The sequence below is a fragment of the Candidatus Rhodobacter oscarellae genome, assembly GCF_001078595.1.
GTDB classification, from domain to species: domain Bacteria; phylum Pseudomonadota; class Alphaproteobacteria; order Rhodobacterales; family Rhodobacteraceae; genus Rhodobacter_B; species Rhodobacter_B oscarellae.
In genome coordinates, this window is record NZ_LFTY01000002.1 from 840,884 (window position 1) to 863,399 (window position 22,516).

The 22,516-nt window shown below is 64.2% G+C and carries 21 protein-coding genes; 18 read left to right on the forward strand and 3 right to left on the reverse strand.

Translation table 11 applies throughout. The features are described 5' to 3' along the window. The first annotated feature begins 28 nt into the window (after window positions 1-28). The 8 genes from AIOL_RS09030 to AIOL_RS09065 all read left to right on the forward strand — a co-directional run bounded on the left by AIOL_RS09030 (window position 29) and on the right by AIOL_RS09065 (window position 11,354). Complete coding sequence (locus AIOL_RS09030; RefSeq protein WP_160314437.1) at window positions 29-985, forward strand: TDT family transporter; 957 nt, start codon at window positions 29-31, stop codon at window positions 983-985. A 69-nt stretch (window positions 986-1,054) separates the two neighbouring features. Continuing rightward, window positions 1,055-2,503, forward strand: coding sequence for an IMP dehydrogenase (gene guaB / locus AIOL_RS09035; protein ID WP_049642679.1), 1,449 nt, complete (start codon window positions 1,055-1,057; stop codon window positions 2,501-2,503). 181 nt (window positions 2,504-2,684) lie between these two features. Continuing rightward, window positions 2,685-3,845 (forward strand): RsmB/NOP family class I SAM-dependent RNA methyltransferase, encoded by a 1,161-nt coding sequence (locus tag AIOL_RS09040; protein WP_049642680.1) that lies wholly within the window; start codon window positions 2,685-2,687, stop codon window positions 3,843-3,845. An 89-nt stretch (window positions 3,846-3,934) separates the two neighbouring features. Then, on the forward strand, window positions 3,935-6,226 hold the full coding sequence (locus AIOL_RS09045) for a hybrid sensor histidine kinase/response regulator (protein ID WP_053101360.1): 2,292 nt from the start codon (window positions 3,935-3,937) through the stop codon (window positions 6,224-6,226). Window positions 6,227-6,449: 223 nt separating this feature from the next. Next, window positions 6,450-7,532, forward strand: coding sequence for a recombinase RecA (recA, locus tag AIOL_RS09050; protein ID WP_049642681.1), 1,083 nt, complete (start codon window positions 6,450-6,452; stop codon window positions 7,530-7,532). A 421-nt stretch (window positions 7,533-7,953) separates the two neighbouring features. Next, a complete protein-coding gene (gene alaS / locus AIOL_RS09055; protein ID WP_049642682.1) occupies window positions 7,954-10,596 on the forward strand; it encodes an alanine--tRNA ligase in 2,643 nt (880 codons plus the stop codon). Between the two features lie 3 nt (window positions 10,597-10,599). Further along, on the forward strand, window positions 10,600-10,884 hold the full coding sequence (locus AIOL_RS09060) for a DUF1330 domain-containing protein (RefSeq protein WP_049642683.1): 285 nt from the start codon (window positions 10,600-10,602) through the stop codon (window positions 10,882-10,884). Beyond that, on the forward strand, window positions 10,881-11,354 hold the full coding sequence (locus AIOL_RS09065; RefSeq protein WP_049642684.1) for an MOSC domain-containing protein: 474 nt from the start codon (window positions 10,881-10,883) through the stop codon (window positions 11,352-11,354). Before AIOL_RS09060 ends, AIOL_RS09065 begins: the two co-directional genes overlap by 4 nt. Before the next feature lie 173 nt (window positions 11,355-11,527). Here AIOL_RS09065 and typA read toward each other — a convergent pair whose 3' ends face one another. Together typA and AIOL_RS09075 are read right to left on the reverse strand one after the other, a co-directional pair. Next, complete coding sequence (gene typA / locus AIOL_RS09070) at window positions 11,528-13,348, reverse strand: translational GTPase TypA (protein ID WP_049642685.1); 1,821 nt, start codon at window positions 13,346-13,348, stop codon at window positions 11,528-11,530. A gap of 79 nt (window positions 13,349-13,427) precedes the next feature. Next, the gene (locus AIOL_RS09075) at window positions 13,428-13,886 is read right to left on the reverse strand and encodes an Lrp/AsnC family transcriptional regulator (RefSeq protein WP_049645352.1); all 459 of its coding nucleotides are present in this window, start codon (window positions 13,884-13,886) and stop codon (window positions 13,428-13,430) included. Window positions 13,887-13,997: 111 nt separating this feature from the next. Between AIOL_RS09075 and AIOL_RS09080 the strand changes: the two genes are divergently transcribed. Further along, a complete protein-coding gene (locus AIOL_RS09080) occupies window positions 13,998-14,204 on the forward strand; it encodes a DUF6356 family protein (protein ID WP_049642686.1) in 207 nt (68 codons plus the stop codon). Between the two features lie 3 nt (window positions 14,205-14,207). Further along, window positions 14,208-15,002 (forward strand): class II glutamine amidotransferase, encoded by a 795-nt coding sequence (locus AIOL_RS09085; RefSeq protein WP_049642687.1) that lies wholly within the window; start codon window positions 14,208-14,210, stop codon window positions 15,000-15,002. Window positions 15,003-15,083: 81 nt separating this feature from the next. Here the strand turns inward: AIOL_RS09085 and AIOL_RS09090 are convergent, their stop codons facing one another. Further along, on the reverse strand, window positions 15,084-15,737 hold the full coding sequence (locus AIOL_RS09090; RefSeq protein ID WP_049642688.1) for an alpha/beta hydrolase: 654 nt from the start codon (window positions 15,735-15,737) through the stop codon (window positions 15,084-15,086). Window positions 15,738-15,917: 180 nt separating this feature from the next. Between AIOL_RS09090 and AIOL_RS09095 the strand changes: the two genes are divergently transcribed. The 8 genes from AIOL_RS09095 (at window position 15,918) to sufC (ending at window position 22,515) form a co-directional block, all read left to right on the forward strand. Further along, window positions 15,918-16,379, forward strand: coding sequence for a Fe-S cluster assembly transcriptional regulator IscR (locus AIOL_RS09095; RefSeq protein WP_049642689.1), 462 nt, complete (start codon window positions 15,918-15,920; stop codon window positions 16,377-16,379). A gap of 444 nt (window positions 16,380-16,823) precedes the next feature. Then, the gene (locus AIOL_RS09105) at window positions 16,824-17,828 is read left to right on the forward strand and encodes a cysteine desulfurase family protein (protein ID WP_049642691.1); all 1,005 of its coding nucleotides are present in this window, start codon (window positions 16,824-16,826) and stop codon (window positions 17,826-17,828) included. Window positions 17,829-17,841: 13 nt separating this feature from the next. After that, complete coding sequence (sufB, locus tag AIOL_RS09110) at window positions 17,842-19,353, forward strand: Fe-S cluster assembly protein SufB (protein WP_049642692.1); 1,512 nt, start codon at window positions 17,842-17,844, stop codon at window positions 19,351-19,353. A gap of 10 nt (window positions 19,354-19,363) precedes the next feature. Further along, the gene (locus AIOL_RS09115) at window positions 19,364-19,822 is read left to right on the forward strand and encodes a hypothetical protein (RefSeq protein ID WP_049642693.1); all 459 of its coding nucleotides are present in this window, start codon (window positions 19,364-19,366) and stop codon (window positions 19,820-19,822) included. 29 nt (window positions 19,823-19,851) lie between these two features. Then, window positions 19,852-20,613 (forward strand): FkbM family methyltransferase, encoded by a 762-nt coding sequence (locus tag AIOL_RS09120; RefSeq protein WP_049642694.1) that lies wholly within the window; start codon window positions 19,852-19,854, stop codon window positions 20,611-20,613. Next, the gene (locus AIOL_RS09125) at window positions 20,613-20,807 is read left to right on the forward strand and encodes a hypothetical protein (protein WP_049642695.1); all 195 of its coding nucleotides are present in this window, start codon (window positions 20,613-20,615) and stop codon (window positions 20,805-20,807) included. Before AIOL_RS09120 ends, AIOL_RS09125 begins: the two co-directional genes overlap by 1 nt. Continuing rightward, window positions 20,807-21,724 carry an FkbM family methyltransferase gene (locus AIOL_RS09130; RefSeq protein ID WP_049642696.1) on the forward strand — a complete coding sequence of 306 codons (918 nt, stop codon included), beginning with the start codon at window positions 20,807-20,809 and terminating at the stop codon, window positions 21,722-21,724. Before AIOL_RS09125 ends, AIOL_RS09130 begins: the two co-directional genes overlap by 1 nt. Window positions 21,725-21,759: 35 nt before the next feature. Then, entirely contained in the window at window positions 21,760-22,515 is a 756-nt protein-coding gene (gene sufC / locus AIOL_RS09135) for a Fe-S cluster assembly ATPase SufC (RefSeq protein WP_049642697.1), read from the forward strand. Window position 22,516: the final 1 nt, after the last annotated feature.

Here is a 22,516-nt window from a genome sequence, read left to right on the forward strand (position 1 = left end):
GTGCGTACACCATATCTGGGGGAATTTCATGCAGGACGCCGCTCCATTCTGGCGCCGGACACCCCCGGCGGTGTTCTCGCCGATTCTTGGCCTGACCGGCTTGGCGATGGCCTGGCTACGCGCCGGGGAGGCCTTGGGCTTTGGCGCCGGGCTGGGACGGGTCTTGCTGTTCCTTGTCTTGGCCATTTTCCTATTCGCGCTGGGGGCTTACATTGCGAAGCTCATAGCGCGGCCCGCGACTTTGGTTGAGGATCTGCGCGGCGTTCCGGGGCGGTTGGGCCTGGGCGCGGCGATGCTGTCGGGCATGCTCCTGGCGGCGGGGGTCGCGCCCTTCGCCGCTGGGCCCGCGACGCTGCTGCTTTACGCGTGCCTTGCGGGGCATCTTGGCGTCATGGTGCTGATCGTGCGGGTGCTGGCTGGCCTGCCCAGGGCCGAGCGTCGGACCACGCCCGCCTGGCACCTGACCTTTGTGGGCTTCATCGTGGCGCCGTTTGGCGCCATCGCGCTTGGGCATCTTGTTCTGGCCGCGGCGATCTTCGTGGCCACGGTGGTGGTCGCCATGGTGATCTTTGGGATCAGCGCCGAGCAGTTGAAAGCCAAGCGCCCTCCGGCGCCCGCACGCCCCTTGCTGGCGATCCATGTGGCGCCGCTGAGCCTCTTTGCGACCGCCGCCTATTTGCTGAACCTTGGCAGCTTGTCGGTGATCATGGCAATCCTTGCGAGCCTGGTTTTCCTGGCGTTGGTGGCCAATTTAAAGTGGCTCTTGGAGGCCGGGTTCGCGCCGCCCTGGGCGGCGCTGACCTTTCCGCTGGCAGCCTATGCGGGGATGCTCTTGGCGCTTGGGCAATCCGCCGCATTCGTGGCCTGGCTTGGGTTGGCCGTGCTTCTGGTCGCCTCGCTGGTCGTGCCGCTGATCGCCGGGCGCATCTTTGCGATGTGGGCGCGCGGCGCCCTGGCCAAGGGTACCGGGGCCGCGATTGCGTAACGCCCCTTTCCATTCCCGCCCAGCCATGAGATAGGGACGCGCCAAACGAAATCCTCCAAGGAGCAGGTCATGGAGATTCGCGAGGCCCTCACATTCGACGACGTTTTGCTGGTCCCGGCGGCCTCTAACGTGCTGCCCAGCACCGCAGACACCCGCACGCAGGTCACCAAGTCGATCGGGTTGAACATCCCACTTCTCAGCTCGGCCATGGACACCGTGACCGAGGCGCGCATGGCCATCGCCATGGCCCAGGCCGGCGGCATGGGCGTGATCCACCGCAACCTCGATCTCGAGGAGCAGGCCCGCCAGGTGCGCCGCGTGAAGCGCTTTGAGAGCGGGGTGGTCTACAACCCCATCACGCTGCGCCCCGATCAGACCCTGGCCGATGCCAAGGCCCTGCAGGAGCGCTATAAGATCACCGGCTTCCCGGTGGTGGACGAGGGCGGGCGCGTGCTGGGCATCGTCACCAACCGCGACATGCGCTTTGCCGAGGATGACGCCACGCCCGTGCGCGTGATGATGACCTCGCAGAACCTGGCCATCCTGCAGGAGCCCGCCGAACTGGACGAGGCCAAGTCTCTGATGAAGGCGCGCCGGATCGAGAAGCTGCTGGTCACCGACGGGCAGGGCAAGCTGACCGGGCTCTTGACGCTGAAGGACACCGAGCAAGCGGTGCTCAACCCCACCGCCTGCAAGGACGATCTGGGGCGGCTGCGCGTTGCCGCGGCGACCACGGTCGGCGATGCCGGGTTTGAGCGCTCTGAGGCGCTGGTGGATGCGCATGTGGATCTGATCGTGATCGACACCGCCCATGGCCATTCCGAGGGCGTCGCCCATGCCGTGGAGCGCGTCAAGCGGCTGTCCAACGAGGTGCAAGTCGTGGCCGGCAATGTCGCCACCGCCGAAGCCGCGCGGGCGCTGATCGGCGCGGGGGCGGACGCGGTGAAGGTGGGGATCGGGCCAGGCTCGATCTGCACCACGCGGATGGTCGCGGGCGTCGGCGTGCCACAGCTGACCGCGATCATGGATTGCGCTCGCGCCGCAGGCGACACCCCGGTGATCGCCGATGGCGGCATCAAGTTCTCGGGCGACTTCGCCAAGGCAATCGCCGCGGGGGCGAGCTGCGCCATGGTCGGCACGATGATCGCGGGCACCGATGAGAGCCCGGGCGAGGTGATCTTGTACCAGGGGCGGTCGTTCAAGGCCTATCGCGGGATGGGCTCGCTGGCGGCGATGGCGCGCGGCTCGGCGGATCGCTATTTCCAGAAGGACGCGGCCAGCGACAAGCTTGTGCCCGAGGGCATCGAAGGGCAGGTGCCCTATAAAGGCTCTGCCGGCACGGTGATCCACCAGCTTGTGGGCGGGTTGCGGGCGGCCATGGGCTATACCGGCTGCGCGACAGTCGACGAGATGCGCAAAAATTGCAGCTTCGTGAAGATCACCGGCTCTGGTCTGAAGGAAAGCCATGTGCATGACGTGCAGATCACCCGCGAGTCGCCCAACTACCGCGCGATGTGACGAAAAGCGTTTGGGGGCAGAGGGTTATGCGGCGCGCGGGTGATTTGCCAGAAATTATGGTTATTCCCCCTCCCTCCCGCCCTTTATTTTCCGGTGATTCAGTTACCATCCCTCTAACTTTGGCCGCAGCCTGGGCATCGCTCGGCCCGCCCGACGCGTCACGCCGGTCCGGGGCAGGCAGATGACCCCCGGCGCGCGGGTGGCCGCGGCAATTCAGATCCTCGACGTGATCGCAGGCGGCACCCCCGCCGAGAAGGCCCTGACCAACTGGGCGCGGGCCTCGCGCTTTGCCGGTTCCAAGGACCGCGCCGCGGTGCGTGACCACGTGTTCGATGCGCTGCGGTGCTGGCGGTCCTTCGCGTATCTCGGCGGCGCCGAAACCGGGCGTGGACGGATGATCGGCGCGCTGCGCCATGCCGGGCTTGACCCGGCATCTCTCTTTACCGGAGAGGGGCACGCGCCCGAACCTCTGAGCGATCAGGAGCTGGCGGGCGGCGATCTGGACGCGGCGCCAAAGGCCGAGGCCGCCGATCTGCCGGACTGGGTTCTGCCGCTCATGCAAGACGCCCTCGGCGCGCAGTGGGGCGAGGCCGCCCGTCTGCTGCGCAGGCGCGCGCCGGTTTTCCTGCGCGCCAACCTTGCCAAGACCACCCGGGCTGCGGCGATCGCGGCGCTGGCAGAGGATGAGATCGCGGGCAGGCCGCATGCCCTGGCCGAGACCGCCATCGAGGTCACGCAGAATCCGCGCCGCATCGCGCAGTCGCGCGCCTTTCTGGGCGGTCTTGTCGAGCTGCAGGACGCCGCGAGCCAGGCGGTGGTGGACAGCTTTCCCAACGCCCCAAAAGTGCTCGATTATTGCGCCGGTGGCGGCGGTAAGGCGCTGGCGCTGGCGGCGCGGGGCGCTCAGGTCACCGCACATGACGCAGAGCCGCAGCGGATGCGCGACATGCCGGAGCGCGCCAAGCGCGCCGGGGTCTCGGTGGCCTGCGTGCAGACGCCAAACCTGGGCAAGCGCGCGCCATTCGATCTGGTGCTCTGTGACGTGCCATGTTCCGGCAGCGGGGCCTGGCGTCGATCCCCCGCGGGCAAGTGGCAGCTGACACAAGGCCGGCTTCGGGACTTGCACGACACCCAATTGAGCATCCTGACCGAGGCCGCTCCGCTGGTGGCGCCGGATGGCTGCCTTGGCTACGTGACATGCTCGCTATTCCGGGCCGAGAATGACGAGATCATCGCGCGGTTCCAAGCGCGGCACCCGCAATGGCGGCTGGTGTTTTCCAGGGCCTTCTCGCCGCTCGATGGGGGCGACGGATTTTTCGTTGCACATCTGAAACGAGATTAGGCGCGGCTTGGTGATCGCGGCCACGGAATTTTAACCTCTGGTTAACCATTTCGCGGGAAAAGTTCAGAGCACGGCCCTTGGAGTATGATTTGTCAGACTATGCCGACGCGTCCCAATCAATCGCGCGCGCGGCCGCGTCAGCGGCCGACCGCCTGTGGCATCTGCTGGCCCCGGCGATCGCCCTCATCGCCCTGGCCGTGGTTTTCTCGGACAGCACATTGGGCCTTGCGTTCCTTCTGGCCGGAGCCGCGCTGGTCTGCTTGGTGGGCCTGATATACGGGCTCGCGCGGCGCTACCGCAGCACCCAGAACATGATCTGGCAGGCCGCAAAAGCCCTTGGAAAGAACGACCTGTCATCCTGCTTCGGCACCGACGAGAGCGGCGTGATCTGCTATCGCAACCCCGCCTCGCTGGCGCGCTTCCCGGTGCGGGCCGATTTCCTGTCAGAGGTGGTGGGCGACCTCTTTGCCTCGCCGCGCGCGGTGTTCCAGCGCCTGCAGAACAAGGCGGACGCGCAGGGCGCCGCGATGGAGGACGTCGCCAGCACAAGGCGGGCTTTGCGCGTGTCGGCGCATCGCATTGACGGCGCGGGGTATTTCTGGCGCTTCGAGGAGCGCGAGGCGATCCCCGACACCAATCCCGCCGCGCAGGTCGCGCTGCCCATGATGCGCGTGGCCATGCCGCATAAGATCCTTGAGATGAACGAGGCGATGCACCAATTCCTGGGCGCGCGCCCCAAGCATCTGGACCGGATCGTGTCGCGCTTGCCGCTGCAATCCGGCGACGCGGCGGTCTTTCAGACCGCCAACGGCCCGGTGGAAAGCCAGGTGGCGGTTCTGTCCGAAAGCGCGGATGTGCAACACGTGTATCTCTGGCCCGCGACTGGGGTCGAGATCCAGCAGGCGAACGCCAATTCCATTCCGGTCCCCATGATGCGCGTCTCCGCCGAGGGCGAGATACTCTCGGCCAACGCGCGCGCGCAAAAGCTGCTGGCGCTGGACGACGCGCAGAGCATTAAGTTCGGTGAGGTCATTGAGGGGCTCGGGCGGCCCATCGACGAGTGGCTGCTGGACGTCTCCGAAGGCCGCGGCATCGGCCGCACCGAGGTGGTGCGCGCCAACCGCCCCGAGCAGGACATCTACCTGCAGGTCTCGCTGGGGCGCCTGGTGGACCGCGGCAACGTCACGATCATTGCCGTGCTCATCGACGCGACCGAGCTGAAAACCCTGGAGGCCCAGTTCGTGCAGAGCCAGAAGATGCAGGCCATTGGGCAGCTGGCTGGCGGCGTGGCGCATGACTTCAACAACCTGCTGACCGCGATCTCGGGCCATTGCGACCTGCTCTTGCTGCGCCACGAGCCCGGCAACCCCAACTATGGCGATCTGGTGCAGATCAACCAGAACGCCAACCGCGCGGCGAGCCTGGTGGGCCAGCTCCTGGCGTTCTCGCGCAAGCAGAACATGCAGCCCGAACTGATCGACCTGCGCGACACGCTGGGGGATTTGACGCATCTTCTCAACCGCTTGGTGGGCGAGCGCATCACGCTGAAATGGTCCCATGACCCGGACCTGCCACGCGTGCGCGCCGACAAGCGGCAGTTGGAGCAGGTGCTGATGAACCTGGTGGTGAACGCGCGCGACGCCATGCCCAATGGCGGCCAGGTCGAGATCAACAACCACGCCGAGCACCTCAAGGAGCCGATGTATCGCGACCGCGCAGAGGTGCCGCCCGGCGAGTATGTGGTCGTGACCGTCTGCGACAAGGGCTGCGGCATTGCCGAGGACAAGCTGCAGAAGATATTCGAGCCGTTCTATTCCACAAAGAAGACCGGCGAGGGCACCGGGCTTGGCCTGTCGATGGTCTACGGCATCGTCAAACAATCCGGCGGGTTCATCTTTGCCGACAGCGTGCTGGGCGCCGGGTCTACCTTCACCATGTACTTCCCGGCCCATAACAAGGCCGAGGTGGTGCCCGCGCCCATCGATGCCTCTGCGGCCAAATTCACGCCCAGGCTTGAGGGCGGGCATGTATTGTTGGTCGAGGACGAGGCGCCGGTGCGCGCATTCGCCAGCCGCGCGCTGCGTCTGCGCGGCTTCACCGTGACCGAGGCGGCCTGCGCCGAGGACGCGTTAGAGCTGCTCGACGACAAGGATCTGGAAGTGGACGTCTTTGTCACGGATGTTGTGATGCCGGGCATGGACGGCCCGACCTGGGTCAGCAAGGCCTTAGAGGAGCGGCCTGGCGTGAAGGTCGTGTTCGTATCGGGCTACGCCGAGGAAAGCGTCAGCCACAACCGGTCCAAGATCCCCAACTCCGCCTTTTTGCCGAAACCTTTTTCCCTCAGCCAGCTCACAGAGACGGTCCAGTCACAAATCAGTTGAGTATTCGTATTTTGAAAACAAATACTTGCCTGGTTTTTGCGGCAAGCGGCTGATCTCATCTCTGACGTCAACACAAACTTAACCAAGCTGGCTCAGACTGACGTTGCAGAAAATTTTAGTTGAAATGTCCGCGTTTTGTTCTCATAAGGCGAACAAGAACAAGAGGCGAACATGAGCGGTGATTGCCGACCGGCAGGCGCTGTGAAATAAGGAAGGCGATCCCATGGCAACGGCAGAACTTTTGACAATGGCAAACAAGCGCGACGGCGAAAAACAAAAAGCCCTCGATTCGGCTCTGGCGCAGATCGAGCGGCAGTTCGGCAAGGGCTCGATCATGAAGCTCGGCGGCGAGAATGCGCTGCCGGAGATCGAGGCGACCTCCACCGGTTCTCTGGGGCTGGACATCGCGCTGGGCATCGGCGGCATCCCTAAGGGTCGGATTATTGAGATCTACGGGCCCGAAAGCTCGGGCAAGACCACGCTGACGCTGCATTGCGTGGCCGAAGAGCAAAAGAAGGGCGGCGTATGCGCCTTTGTGGACGCAGAGCACGCGCTGGATCCGCTTTACGCCAAGAAGCTGGGCGTGAACCTCGACGAGCTGTTGATCAGCCAGCCCGACACCGGCGAGCAGGCGCTGGAGATCACCGATACGCTGGTGCGGTCCGGCGCGGTGAACATGATCGTGGTCGATTCCGTGGCCGCGCTGACGCCGAAATCCGAGCTTGAGGGCGACATGGGCGACAGCTCGGTCGGCGTGCATGCCCGCCTTATGAGCCAGGCGATGCGCAAGCTGACGGGTTCGATCAGCCGCTCGAACTGCACCGTGATCTTCATCAACCAGATCCGCATGAAGATCGGCGTGATGTTCGGCTCGCCCGAGACCACGACCGGCGGCAACGCGCTCAAATTCTACTCCTCGGTGCGGCTGGATATCCGCCGGATCGGTGCCATCAAAGACCGCGATGAGGTTGTGGGCAACCAGACCCGCGTGAAGATCGTCAAGAACAAGGTGGCGCCGCCGTTCAAGCAGGTGGAATTCGACATCATGTATGGCGAGGGCATCTCGAAGAATGGTGAACTGCTTGATCTCGGCGTGAAGGCCGGCGTGGTGGAGAAGTCCGGCGCGTGGTTCAGCTACGGCTCCGAGCGGATCGGGCAGGGGCGCGAGAACGCGAAGACCTTCCTGCGCGAGAATGCCGGGATTGCCTATGAGATCGAAGACAAGATCCGGGCAGCGCACGGGCTTGACTTCGACATGCCACCCGGCGCGAAGCAAAGCGACGACGACGACGTGCTCGAGGCGTAATCAGAGACGCTGCAGGGGACAGCAGAAACCCCCGCCCGCTGGGACGCTTGCGGGAAGAATACTCCGGGAGAAGGCGCGGCGACGGCTGCGCCTTCTTTCGTCAGTCCGGGCTTTGATTTGGGCGCTACCTGTGGGGCGACGGTTTTTCTGGCGATGTCCACGAAATTTTAGCGATTCGCCCAGGACAATGGTCCTGGGTGGGAGCCCCGCTCGGACGTGCCTGCGGCACCCACCCAATTTCATTGGGCATCGCATTCCTTAAGAAATCCCGAATTTTTTCGAGGCTGCGTCAATTCGCGCGCCGGGCCGCAAGCGCCGGCAATCCCCCAATCTCGGCGCCGTGCGCGGAATCGGCCTTGCCCGTGGACACCACCGCGGCGCGGCGATACACCGTGCCAACCCCAGTATTCGGACGATGCACATGGCCAGCCTTAACGATATCCGCGCGACATTCCTTGACTACTTCCGCCGCCAGGGGCACGAGGTTGTGCCCTCCAGCCCGTTGGTGCCGCGCAACGACCCCACCTTGATGTTCGTCAACTCAGGGATGGTGCAGTTCAAGAACCTGTTCACCGGTGTAGAGCGGCGCGATTACGTGCGCGCCACCACGGCGCAGAAATGCGTGCGCGCCGGCGGCAAGCACAATGATCTGGACAATGTGGGCTACACCGCGCGCCACCACACGTTCTTTGAGATGATGGGGAATTTCTCGTTTGGCGACTACTTTAAAACGGATGCGATCCCCTTTGCCTGGGAGCTGATCACCAAGGATTTTGGCATCCCCAAGGATCGGCTCTACACCACGGTCTACCACACCGACGACGAGGCGTTTGAGATCTGGAAGAAGGTCGGCGTGCCGGAAAGCCGCATCATCCGCATCGACACGGATGATAACTTTTGGCGCATGGGTCCGACCGGCCCCTGCGGGCCGTGTACCGAGATCTTCTATGACCATGGCGACCACATCTGGGGTGGCCCTCCGGGCTCGCCGGAAGAGGATGGCGACCGCTTCATCGAGATCTGGAACATCGTCTTCATGCAGAACGAGCAGTTCGAGGACGGCTCGATGGTCGATCTTGAGATGCAGTCGATCGACACCGGCATGGGGCTGGAGAGGATCGGCGCCCTGCTGCAGGGCAGCAACGACAATTATGACACTGACACGATGCGCGGGCTCATTGAGGCCAGCGCCCATGCCACCAGCGTCGACCCCGATGGTGACCAGAACGTGCATCACCGGGTGATCGCGGACCACCTGCGGTCGACCTCCTTCCTGATCGCGGATGGGGTGATGCCCTCGAACGAGGGCCGCGGCTATGTGCTGCGTCGGATCATGCGGCGCGCGATGCGGCATGCGCATCTGCTGGGCGCCAAGGATCCGGTGATGCACAAACTGGTGCCCGCGCTGGTCTCCAATATGGGCCAGGCCTATGCCGAGTTGGGCCAGGCGCAGGCGCTGATCGAAGAGACGCTGCTGCTGGAAGAGACGCGGTTCAAGCAGACGCTGGAGCGCGGTCTGAGACTGCTGGACGAGGAGCTGGCGGGGCTGCCCGAGGACAGCGACCTGCCGGGCGCGGCGGCGTTCAAGCTCTATGACACATATGGCTTTCCGCTGGACCTCACCCAGGACGCCCTTCGCGAGAAGGGCCGCGGCGTGGACACGGACGGGTTCGACGCGGCAATGGAGGAGCAGAAGGCCAAGGCGCGCGCCGCCTGGTCGGGCTCTGGCGAGACCGCGGATGCGTCGGTGTGGTTCGACATCGCCGAGGACAAAGGCGTCACGGAGTTCCTGGGCTATGACACGGAAGTGGCCGAGGGTCAGATCGTGGCGCTGGTCAGCGACGGCGCGCAGGTGGACAGCGCCAATGGTGCCGTGCAGATCGTGCTGAACCAGACGCCGTTCTACGCGGAATCAGGCGGGCAGGTCGGCGACAGCGGCACGCTCAAGACCGAGACCGGGCAGGCGACCATCACCGACACCAAGAAGGTGGCGGGCGTGTTCATCCATATCGCCGAGGTCACCGAGGGCGAGATCTCCGCGGGGCAGGGGGCAGAGCTGGTCGTGGACCATGAGAGACGCTCGGCGATCCGGGCCAACCACTCCGCCACGCACCTGCTGCACGAGGCCCTGCGCGGGGAGCTTGGCGAGCATGTGGCGCAGCGTGGCTCACTGAACGCCCAGGATCGGTTGCGGTTCGATTTCAGCCATTCCAAGGCGCTCTCTGTCGAGGAGCTGGGCCGGGTGGAGACCGAGGTGAACGCCTATATCCGCCAGAATTCGCCCGTTGAGACGCGGATCATGACGCCGGACGACGCGCGCGAGATCGGCGCGCAAGCCCTGTTCGGCGAGAAATACGGCGACGAAGTGCGCGTGGTCTCGATGGGGCGCGCGGCGACGGGCAAAGGCCTGGACAAAGAGACCTACTCGATCGAGCTTTGCGGCGGCACCCATGTGCGCCAGACCGGCGATATCGGGCTTTGCGTGGTGCTGGGCGATAGCGCCTCAAGCGCGGGCGTGCGGCGGATCGAGGCGCTGACCGGTGAGGCGGCGCGCGCGCATCTGCGGGCGCAGGATCAGCGCCTGGCCGAGGCGGCTCTGGCGCTCAAGGCGCAGGGGGCAGAGGTGCCCGAGCGCGTGAAGGCGCTGCTGGAGGAACGCAAGGCGCTGCAGAACGAGGTGGCGCAGCTGCGGCGTGAGCTGGCCTCGGGAGGCGCTGGCGGCGGCGCCGAGGCGAAAGATGTCAACGGGACCAAGTTCTTGGCACAGGTTCTTCAAGGTGTGTCGGGCAAGGATCTGCCCGGCATCATCGACGACCATAAGGCCCGGCTGGGCTCTGGCGTGGTGCTTTTGATCGCCGATACCGGCGGCAAGGCCGCCGTGGCCGCAGGGGTCACCGGTGATCTGACCGACAAGATCAGCGCCGCCGATATCGTGCGCGCAGTGACGCCTCAACTGGGCGGCAAGGGCGGCGGCGGTCGGTCCGATATGGCGCAGGGCGGCGGTGCCAGCGCCGAGAATGCCGAGGCCGCCATCGCGGCCGCCGAAGCCCTACTGGGAGGATAAGATATGTCTGCACTCTGGATCGCGACGGTGAAGGTCACCGACGATGAGGCCTATGCCAAATACGCGGCACTCGCGACCGAGGCCATCAAGGCAGGCGGCGGCGAGATCCTGGCGCGCGGCGGGAGATATGTGCAGCTTGAGGGGCCGGACCGTCCGCGCAACGTCGTGGTGCGCTACCCCAGCCTGGAGGCCGCCGAGGCGGTGTATAATTCCGAGACCTATCAGAAGGCGCTGACCTTTGCGGTTGGCGCCTCAGAGCGCGAGGTCGTGGTCGTCGAGGAAGTTTGACACCGCTTGCCGAGCTGCTGGTCGCGGATGCCAAGCCAGGGCGGGTGCACTGGATTGGTCTGCGTCCCGGTCGGCTTCAAGACATGCAGGACATGGCGGATGTTGAGATCGCCGAGGCGGGTCTTGTGGGTGACCACGGGCGGGCGAACAAACGCGCGGTCACGTTGTTTCAGGCCGAGCATCTGAGCGTTCTGGAGAGCTTTGTCGGGCGCCCCGTCGCGCCGGCGGAATTGCGCAGGAACATTCTGGTCGAGGGTCTGAACCTCTCTGCGTTTCGCGGCGCTGAGCTGCAACTTGGGGGCGCGCGGCTTGAGATCACGGGGCCATGCGCGCCATGCTCGCGAATGAGCCAAGCGCTTGGCCCTGGCGGGTATAACGCGCTGCGCGGCCATGGGGGATGGTGCGCCCGCGTCGTATCGCCGGGATTTGTCTGTATTGGGGACGCGGTATCCCGGAATGCGTCGGTTTGACCTGCGGTTTAGCCCGGTATTTGTCGAGAAAATTCAGTGAAAATTAGCGATTCGCCCAGGACAATAGTCCTGGGTGGGCGGGTCCCGCCGCGCCTGATCGGCGCCCACCCAATTTCATTGGGCGGGCGTTTTCTGAATCAATCGTTAAGATCCACCTGCCGCGGCAACGTGCCTCAGCTCGCCGCGCGGGCCTGCCGCTTGCGCTCATGCGGGTCCAGGAAGCGCTTGCGCAGCCGGATCGCGTTCGGCGTGACCTCGACCAGCTCGTCATCGTCGATATAGGCGATGGCTTCCTCGAGGCTGAAGATCACAGGCGTGGTCAGGCGCACCGCCTCGTCGGTGCCAGAGGCCCGCACGTTGGTCAGCTTTTTGCCCTTCAACGGGTTCACTTCTAGGTCGTTCTCGCGGCTGTGCTCGCCGATCACCATGCCCTGGTAGACCTTCGTTTGGGCGGGGATGAACATGCGCCCGCGCTCCTCAAGGTTCCACAGCGCGTAGGCCACGGCCTCGCCGGCCTCCATCGAGATCAGCACGCCCGCGCGACGGCCCGGGATCGTGCCCTTATAGGGCGCCCAGCCGTTGAACACGCGGTTCAGAACGCCGGTGCCGCGGGTGTCGGTGAGGAACTCGCCGTGATAGCCGATCAGCCCGCGCGAGGGCACCAGGGCGATGATGCGGGTCTTGCCCGCGCCGGCTGGCTTCATCTCGGTCATCTCGCCGCGGCGCCCGCCAGTGAGTTTCTCGATCACCGCGCCGGAATGCTCGTCGTCGACGTCGATGGTGACCTCTTCGATGGGCTCATGCTGCTGGCCGTCGATGTCGCGCATGATCACCTGGGGCCGGGAGATCGACAGCTCGAACCCCTCGCGGCGCATGTTCTCGATCAGCACGCCCATCTGCAATTCGCCGCGGCCCGAGACCACAAAGGCCTCGCCGCCGGGCGTGTCCTCGATCTTGATGGCGACGTTCGATTCCGCCTCTTTCATCAGCCGGTCGCGGATCACGCGGGACTGCACCTTCGATCCGTCGCGGCCCGCGAGCGGCGAGTCGTTGATCCCGAAGGTCACAGAGATCGTCGGCGGATCAATGGGTTGCGCGGCGATGGGCGTTTGCACCGACGTCGCACAGAGCGTGTCCGCCACGGTGGTCTTGCTCATGCCCGCGAGGCTGACGATGTCGCCTGCGACCGCCTCGTCAATGTCCTGCTGCGCCAACCCGCGGAAGGCGCGGATCTTGGTGACGCGGAACTGCTCCACCCGGTTGCCCTCGCGGGTCAGGGCGTGGATCGTGGTGCCGGTCCGGAGCGTGCCGCTCTCGACCCGGCCCGTCAGCATGCGCCCCACGAAGGGGTCCGCGGCCAGGGTGGTCGCCAGCATGGTAAAGGGCTCGTCGGCCTGTGCCACCTGCTTGGGCGCGGCAACATGCTCGACGATCAGGTCGAACAGCGCGTGCAAGTTCTCGCGCGGGCCCTCCAGGTCGGCATCCGCCCAGCCGGCGCGGCCCGAGGCGTAGAGATGCGGGAAATCAAGCTGCTCCTCATTGGCGTCCAGCGCCGCGAAGAGGTCAAAGCACTCGTCCAGCGCGCGATCCGGCTCGGCGTCGGGCTTGTCCACCTTGTTGAGGACCACGATCGGGCGCAGGCCCAGGGCCAGCGCCTTGGAGGTCACGAACTTGGTCTGCGGCATGGGGCCCTCGGCGGCGTCCACCAGCAGGACCACGCCGTCCACCATCGACAGGATGCGCTCCACCTCGCCGCCGAAATCGGCGTGGCCGGGGGTGTCGACGATGTTGATGCGCGTGCCCTGCCATTCGACGCTGGTGGCCTTGGCGAGGATGGTGATCCCGCGCTCGCGCTCCAGGTCGTTGCTGTCCATGGCCCGCTCGGCCACTTTCTGGCCCTCGCGGAACACGCCGGATTGCTTGAGTAGCTCGTCCACCAGGGTCGTCTTGCCGTGGTCGACATGCGCGATAATCGCGATATTCCGCAGGTCCATGCCTAATGCCTCAGATTTCAGGGTTTGGGCGGGCCTTATTATGCATGCGCAGAAAAAGCCAGAGATAAGTTCAACGCGGTTAAAGCGGTAGCTGGGTCGTGGCTTTTATCTCTTCCATCACGAAGCTGGCGGAGACGTCAGAGATCGGCACGCGCGCGATCAGCCTTTGATAGAGCCGGTCGTAGTCGCGGACATCGGCGACGCGGGCCTGGATCAGGTAATCCAGGTCCCCGGTCATCCGGTAGGCGCCCAGGATCTCGGGCATCGCGCGGGTGGCTTGGGCGAATTTCGTCAGCCATTCGGGGTCATGGCTGTCGGTGCGCACCTGGATGAACACCGCAAGGCCGAGCCCCAGCTTGGCCGGGTCCAGCAGCGCCACGCGGGCGCGGATCACCCCCGCGGCCTCCAGCGCCTTGATCCGCCGCCAGCAGGCGTTGCGCGACAGGTTCACCCGCGCGCCCAGGGCGTCCAGGCTGATATCGCAGTCGCGTTGCAATTCGGTGAGGATTCTGCGGTCTATTGTGTCAACTGTCTCCATGATGCGCATTATAGAGGGATAGTATCCCAAGATTAAGCCCAAATTCATGAAGGAATGGGAACCGTTCTCACGCGATCTGCGGCAGGTTCGCCCAAACGAGAGGACACCCACATGATCAACCGCATCTTTCTAGACCACCCGGCGAGCGTCGATGAGACCTATGGCGAGCACGCCCGTTTCGCGTTTACCTTCTCGGTAAAGCTCTTCGCCGCTGCGGGCGCCGCCCTTGTGCATGCCGTCATCCCCTGCCTCTTTGAGAAGACCGCCAGCAAGATTGTCGCCGATCTATACGCTCGCACCCATAACCGCGGGGCGTAGCCCTTGTGCCGCTGGGCCGCCTGGATGGGCGCGCCGATGTTCCTCGAGGAGGTCATCAGCCGCCCCGAACATTCCCTGATTGCCCAAAGCCAGCGCGCCGAGGAAACCAAGACCGCGATAAATGCCGACGGGTTCGGCGCGGCCTGGTATAATCACCGGCCCGAGCCCGGTCTCTATCGCGATGTGCATCCGGCCTGGTCGGACGCGAATTTGGCCGCCCTGGCGCATCAGGTGCGCTCGCCGCTCTTTCTGGTGCATGTGCGGGCGTCCACCGGGTCCAACATCAGCCGCGAGAACTGCCACCCGTTCACCCATGGGCGCTGGAGCTTCATGCATAACGGGCAGGTCGGCGGGTTCGACTGTTTCCGCAAGCAGGCAGATATGCTGATCGATGACGCGCACTACAATGCGCGGCGCGGGGCGACCGATAGCGAGGCCATTTTCCTGCATGCGTTGGGGCTGGGGCTGGACGTGGACCCGTTGGGCGCCATGGCCCGCGCGGTGGGCGACCTGCAAGACCTCTCGGAGCGGCACGGGCAGGGGCCGCATATGCGATTCTCGGCGGCTTTCTCGGATGGCGCGCGGCTTTACGCGGTGCGCTATGCGTCCGATGCGCGGGCGCCGTCGCTTTACTATCGCTACCTCAGCGATGCCGCGGGGTACATGGTCGTGTCCGAGCCCCTAGACGACGCCGTGGGGGACTGGCAGGCCGTGCCGTCTGGCACGGCGCTGATCTTTGACGGGTCGTCGATGGAAACCGCTGCCTTCGCGCCCGGCGCGTTGCGCCAGGCCGCATAGGGCGCAACATCGAAAGGTAAGGGTGGCGATTTCTTGCAAGAAATCGGCAAATCTCTTGCAAGAGATTTGGGCCCGCCCAGATTAGCGCGTGGTCTCCGTCAGCCTGCGGCGCACATAGCCGTCGACCTCGCCGATCATCGCCTCCATATGCGGGTCCTCAAAGAAGTGCCCCGCGCCCTCGACCTCGGTATGGGTGATGGTGATGCCCTTCTGCTCGTGCAGCTTCTCCACCAGCAGATGCGTGTCCTTGGGTGGCGCCACGCGGTCGGCGGTGCCGTTGATGATCAGCCCCGAAGACGGGCAGGGCGCCAAGAACGAGAAGTCATACATGTTCGCGGGTGGCGAGACCGAGATGAAGCCAGTGATCTCGGGCCGCCGCATCAAGAGCTGCATCCCGATCCAGGCGCCGAATGAGAAACCCGCGACCCAGCAATGCTTGGAGTTCTGGTTCATCGACTGCAGGTAGTCCAGCGCGCTGGCCGCGTCGCTGAGCTCGCCCACGCCCTGGTCATACTCGCCCTGGCTGCGCCCGACGCCGCGGAAGTTGAACCGCAGCACGGTGAAGCCCATGTTGTGGAACGCGTAATGCATGTTGTAGACCACGCGGTTGTTCATCGTGCCGCCGAATTGCGGGTGCGGGTGCAGGATGATCGCGATCGGCGCGTCCTTGATCTTCTGCGGGTGGTAGCGGCCTTCCAAACGGCCCTCCGGGCCTGGAAAGATAACCTCGGGCATGCGTTCCCCTCGTCTCGGTTGGTGCTCGCTCTGAAATGCGCCTGACCGGTTGACGGTATTTCGCGGCTACTTTAGAACGGTTCTAAGTTAATGGCGGCGCAACGCCGCGTCCGGGCTGAGTTAAGGCCTGGCTTGGGGCACGTCAATGGAAATGGCGTCTAGCGATAGGTTTTAGGGGCGATGAAGCTTAGCACAAAAGGACGCTACGCGATGGTGGCGCTGGCGGATCTGGCGGGGCAGCCCGGCGACGTTCTGCTGTCGCTGGGCGAGATCTCCAAGCGGCAGGACATCTCGCTGCCCTATCTGGAGCAGCTCTTTGTCAAGCTGCGCCGCGCCGGCCTGGTGGAGAGCGTGCGCGGGCCGGGTGGCGGCTACAAGCTGGCCAGACCCGCCAGCGAGATCCGCGTGGCCGAGGTGCTGGGCGCCGTGGACGAGACCGTCTCGGCGATGCATACCGGGGCAGGGGCCTCGGGCGGGCTGTCGGGCTCGAAGGCGCAGTCGATGACCAACCGGCTGTGGGAGGGCCTGTCGGCGCATGTCTACGTCTTCCTGCACCAGACCCGGCTTTCGGACGTGGTCGACAACGAGCTGGCGCCGTGCCCCGCCGTGCCCAACCTGTTCGAGATGGTGGACGACGAGTGAGGGCCCGCTGCCAAAATGAGTGCTACCGCACGCTCTTATTAGGCAAGCCGGTAGGCGACGCGGAACTTTTGCGCGGCGCTGGTCTGAAGCGCGCGCTTTCCGTATTTTTAGCCAAGAAGAATGAGGACCGGTTCGCGCAGCGACGGGCTCCCCAGTGGGGAGGCCGAGGTCCGAATGCGCGGAGCGCCGACCGGCTCGCGCAGCGACGGACTCCCCAGTGGGGAGACCGAGGTCCGAATGCGCGGAGCGCCGACCGGTTCGCGCAGCGACGGGCTCGCCGGTGGGGAGACCGAGGTCCGAATGCGCGGAGCGCTGACCGGGTTGCCTCGAGGGCGTCGCTCCGAATTGGCTGCGGCGGCGGATGTGGGCGCGGATATTTAGGCTTTCTTAGGCAGAATCGCGGAACAATCGTTCCAGGGTGGGCGCCGCGGCGCAGTGCTGCGCATGGCTGATCGGGTATATCTTGACTGGAACGCCACCGCGCCGCTGCGGCCAGAGGCGCGGTCCGCCATGGTTGCGGCGATGGACGCGGTGGGCAACCCGTCCTCCGTTCACGCCGAGGGGCGCGCCGCCATGGCCATCATCGAGCGCGCCCGGGCGCAGGTGGCAGAGGCCTTTGGGGCTGTGGGCGCCGATATCGTTTTCACCTCGGGCGCCACAGAGGCGGCTGGCCTGGCGCTTGCGGGGCGCGACCTGGGCGGCACCGGGCTTGAGCATGACGCGGTCGATGCCTGGCTGAAGCGGCATGGCGAGGACGTCGTTCAATTCGCCAACTCGGAGACCGGCGTGCTGGCGCAATTGCCAGAGGCCTTCTGGCTGTGCGACGCGACCCAGGCCTGGGGCAAGCTGCCCATCGCCTTCAATTGGCTTGGCGCGCAGGGCGCCTTGGCCTCGGCGCATAAGCTGGGCGGCCCCAAGGGCGCGGGGGCTTTGGTGCTCAAGCGCGGCACCGAGATCCCGGCGCAGCTTATAGGCGGCGGGCAAGAGATGGGCCGCCGCGCGGGCACCGAGAACGTCATCGGGATCGCGGGCTTTGGCGCCGCGGCCGAGGCCGCGCAGCGCGATCTGGAGGCGGGCGTTTGGGACCGCGTGGAAAAACTTAGAACGATTCTAGAGAAAGGCATTGCAGCCGCCTCTGATCAGACTATTTTTGTAGGGAAAGATGCCAAGCGGCTGCCCAACACCTCGTGCTTTGCCACGCCAGGTTGGAAGGGCGAGACGCAGGTGATGAGCATGGACCTCGCCGGGTTCGCGATCAGCGCCGGGAGCGCCTGCTCTAGCGGCAAGGTTAAGGAAAGCCGCGTCTTGCGCGCGATGGGATATGACGAGCTGACCGCAAGGTCGGCGGTGCGGGTGTCACTGGGCCCCACCACAACACAAGATGAAATCGAGCGTTTCGTGGACGCTTGGGGCGCGGCCTGCCGGAAGTTCCGGGCCCGGGCCGCCTGAGGAGGTAGAAGAGATGACAGCTTTGGACGAACTGCAGGTCAAAGACGGCGTCGAAGAGGAAACCGTCGAGGCGGTTAAGTCACTCGCGGGCAAGTACAAATACGGCTGGGAAACCGAGATCGAGATGGACTATGCCCCCAAGGGGCTCAACGAGGACATCGTGCGTCTGATCTCCGAGCGCAACGGCGAGCCGGAATGGATGCTGGCCTGGCGCCTGGACGCGTTCGAGCGCTGGAAGGCCCAGAAAGAGCCCGATTGGGCGATGATCGACTACCCCAAGATCGACTATCAGGATCAGTATTACTACGCCGCTCCCAAGAGCATGGCCGAGAAGCCCAAGTCGCTGGACGAGGTCGACCCAAAGCTCCTGGAGACCTACAAGAAGCTGGGCATCCCCTTGAAGGAGCAGGCGATTCTGGCGGGCGTCGAGATGCCTGAGGAAGAGCGCAAGGTCGCCGTGGACGCGGTGTTTGACTCTGTCTCCGTGGGCACGACCTTCAAGGCGGAGCTGGCCAAGGCGGGCGTGATCTTCTGCTCGATCTCCGAGGCGATCAAAGAGCATCCCGAGCTGGTGAAGAAATACCTCAGCTCGGTTGTGCCGGTGTCGGATAACTACTTCGCCACCCTCAACAGCGCCGTGTTCAGCGACGGCTCCTTCGTCTATGTGCCGCCCGGCGTGCGCTGCCCGATGGAGCTGTCGACCTATTTCCGCATCAACGCCGAGAATACCGGCCAGTTCGAGCGCACGCTGATCATCGCCGACAAGGGCTCTTATGTCAGCTATTTGGAGGGCTGCACCGCGCCGCAGCGCGACACCCACCAGCTGCATGCGGCCGTGGTGGAACTGGTGGCGCTGGAAGACGCCGAGATCAAATACTCGACCGTGCAGAACTGGTTCCCCGGCGACGAGGAAGGCCGCGGCGGCATCTATAACTTCGTCACCAAGCGCGCCGATTGCCGCGGCGACCGCTCCAAGGTGATGTGGACGCAGGTCGAGACCGGCAGCGCCGTGACCTGGAAATACCCAAGCTGCATCCTGCGCGGCAATGAAAGCCAGGGCGAGTTCTATTCCATCGCGATCACCAACAACTACCAGCAGGCCGATACCGGCACCAAGATGATCCACCTGGGCAAGAACACCAAGTCCCGGATCGTCAGCAAGGGCATCAGCGCGGGCAAGGCGCAGAACACCTATCGCGGGGCGGTCACCATGCACCCGCGCGCCAAGGACAGCCGCAACTACACGCAATGCGACAGCCTGCTGATCGGCGACAAATGCGGGGCGCATACGGTGCCCTATATCGAGGTGCGCAACAACTCGAGCCGGGTCGAGCACGAAGCCACCACGTCGAAGGTGGATGACGACCAGCTGTTCTACTGCCGCCAGCGCGGCATGGACGAGGAAGAGGCCGTGGCCCTGGTGGTGAACGGCTTCTGCAAGGAGGTGCTGCAGGCCCTGCCGATGGAGTTCGCCATGGAGGCGCAGCAATTGGTGGCGATCTCGCTTGAGGGGAGCGTGGGGTAGGTGAAGCGCCATGAACCCAAGAAGCTTGGACTCATACTCTCTGAAAGAAAGGGCCAAGATTGCGCGGATCGCGAGACGCAAGGCTTCAAGCGAAGGCGTGTTAATCGGGGGCTTCGGCGGAGCGGTCTTGTTTGTAGCAATGTTTCGGATGTCCCCGTTGGTCGTCATTCCATTTGCGGGCCTGACGGGATTGTCCCTATTAGCTTCGGCGCTTCTTCGTTCGTTCGGAGTCAGCATTCCATTGGCATTGGTGCATATGCGGCTTGCTGGAAAGTCCATTCGGACGGCCCAAGACCTCGACGCCGAATTTAAATACGAAGCGCAGCGCAAACGACAAAAGGAAATCGAGCGGGCGATTGAGATGAACAAGGAAATCCGCCGCGATCCCGAGGCTGCGACTGAGAAAAGAGAGATCGACGAGATGCTGCAGGCGAATTCGCGCGCACCTGAAGACAGGAAGGACGACTAAGTGGCGACGTCCTTGGAAACCGGCCCGGTATGAACGCGCCCGCCGACATATCCAACCTCCACCCGGAGGTGGCGCGGGCCTACCGGCGCGCGGCGAGCTATGTCTCGCCCCGCGGCGCGCGCGTCGTCCTGGCCGAGCCCCTGGGCGAGCCGATCTATTTCTGCGTCAACAACCGCAACGACCGCATCCATAAGAACCACCTGCGTGGGCAGTTCTACGAGCAGGACGTACTGGGCGAGCTGGCCGAGCACATGCCCGATGGCGGCACCTTCGTGGATATCGGGGCGAATATTGGCAACCACACGCTCTATATGGCCAAGCATGGCGGCGCGGGGCGGGTGATCCCGATGGAGCCGAACCCCGCGGCGATTGCCCTGCTGATGTCGGTGGTGCGGCTGAACCGGATCGAGGATCAGGTGGAGCTCTCGGCACTCGGCTATGGCCTCGGCGAGGCCGATGCGGGCGGCTTCGCGATCCGCGACATCAAGGGCAACCTGGGTTGGGCGCGGCTGGAGGACAGCGGCGGTGATATCGAGGTTCGCAAGGGTGACACTTTGCTGGCGGATGAGGCCTGCGTTGACTTGATCAAGATCGATGTGGAAGGCATGGAAATCGCTGCGCTTTCCGGGTTGCAGCGCACCATAGAACGCGACCAGCCGGAGATTTTTGTCGAGGTGGATCACGGCAATCGCGAGGCCTTTGACGCGCTGATGGACGCGCATTCCTATCGCTGCGCGCTGGAGTTCCCCAAGAGCCGCATGAACCAGAACTTCCTAATGGAGCCCGCGTGATGCATCCAGCGATCAAATACGGGCTTACGACCTTTGTCGCGGTGTTCTTCGTCGGCTGGGTGACGGGGCTGGGCGGTGCGTTCTTGACGAACCTTGCCTTCAGTGCGGCCATGGGGGCCTTTTCAAGCCTCTGTTTTCTTGGCGCGATGCGGCTGTCACGCCGCCAGGCCAAGAAGAATGAGGAGGACCTGTGATGCTGATGCGGGCAAGCACCAAGTTTCTGTTGCGGTCGCTTGCGTTGCCGCGCCTTCCGCGCGTGGTTGACGTGGGGGCCAACCCGCTATCACGGCCGCCCTATTATAAACTGATGCGCATGAACGGCTGTGATGTGTATGGTTTTGAGCCCAATAGGGACGCCTTCGCCAAACTGCAGGAGAGCAAGACCGACAGAGAGACCTATTTCCCGCATGCGGTTGGCGATGGCTCGGAGCGCGATTTCTACCTCTACCGAAGCTCTGGATTGAGTTCGACGCTTAAGCCATATGAGGGCGCCTTTCGCTACCTGGGACGCTCGCGAAAGAACATGACCGTGCGGGAAACGTTGCGGGTGCAAACCAAGCGGCTTGACGACATGCCGGAGCTGCCTGATTTCGAACTGCTTAAGATCGACATCCAAGGCGGAGAGGTCGCGGTTTTTGAGGGCGGCAAGCGATGCCTTTCGAACGCGTTGGTGGTGATCCCCGAGGTTCGGTTCTATCAAATATACGAAGACGAACCGATGTTTGGCGGGATCGACACGGCGTTGCGCGCAGCGGGATTCCAGCTATTGAAGATCTACGCGACTAAGACGCGGATCGCGCCAAACTCTCAACAATACTCGATCAACCGGCCTGTGCTTCGTAGCCAAATGCTCGACGGGGATGCGGTCTATATCCGTGACCTAGGAAAGGTTGATCTCTACACGGAAGATCAGCTGATATACTTGGCGGTGCTGGCCTCGGGCGTGTTCGACGCCCATGACGTGACGCTGTTCTGCTTGGATGAATTGGTCGCGCGCGGCGCTGTTCCCGCGAGACTGCCCGAAGAATACGTGAACACCTTCCCGCCTGAGATGCGGGAGACCCCCGAAATGCGAAAAGAAAAAGCGCGGCGCGCTGCCGAGACGGGATAACCCTCGACGCGCGGCTCGCCAAAGGAGTAAAAAAAGTGCTGGAAATCAAAAATCTACACGTCAAACTTGAGGAAGAAGACAAGGTGATCCTGAAGGGGGTCGACCTGTCCGTGGGCACCGGCCAGGTGCATGCGATCATGGGGCCGAACGGCTCTGGCAAGTCGACGCTGTCCTATGTGCTCAGCGGCCGTGACGGCTACGAGGTCACCGATGGCAGCGCCTCGCTTGAGGGCGAGGACATCCTAGAGCTGGAGCCCGAAGAGCGCGCCGCCGCCGGTCTGTTCCTGGCCTTCCAATACCCCGTCGAGATCCCCGGCGTGGGCAACATGACCTTCCTGCGCACCGCGCTGAACGCGCAGCGCAAGGCGCGCGGCGAGGACGAGCTGAGCGCCGGCGACTTCCTCAAGATCATCCGCGCCAAGGCCAAGGATCTCAACATCGACGCCGACATGCTGAAGCGGCCCGTCAATATGGGCTTCTCCGGCGGCGAGAAAAAGCGCAACGAGATCCTGCAGATGGCCATGCTTGAGCCGAAGATGTGCATCCTGGACGAGACGGATTCAGGCCTGGACGTGGACGCGATGAAGCTGGTCAGCCAGGGCGTGAACGCTCTGCGGTCTGAGGGGCGTTCCTTTCTGGTGATCACCCACTACCAGCGCCTGCTGAACCACATCGTGCCCGACGTGGTGCATATCATGGCCGATGGGCGCATCATCAAGAGCGGCGGCAAGGAGCTGGCGCTTGAGGTCGAAGAGAACGGCTATGCCGACATCCTCGGGGAGGCCGCTTAAG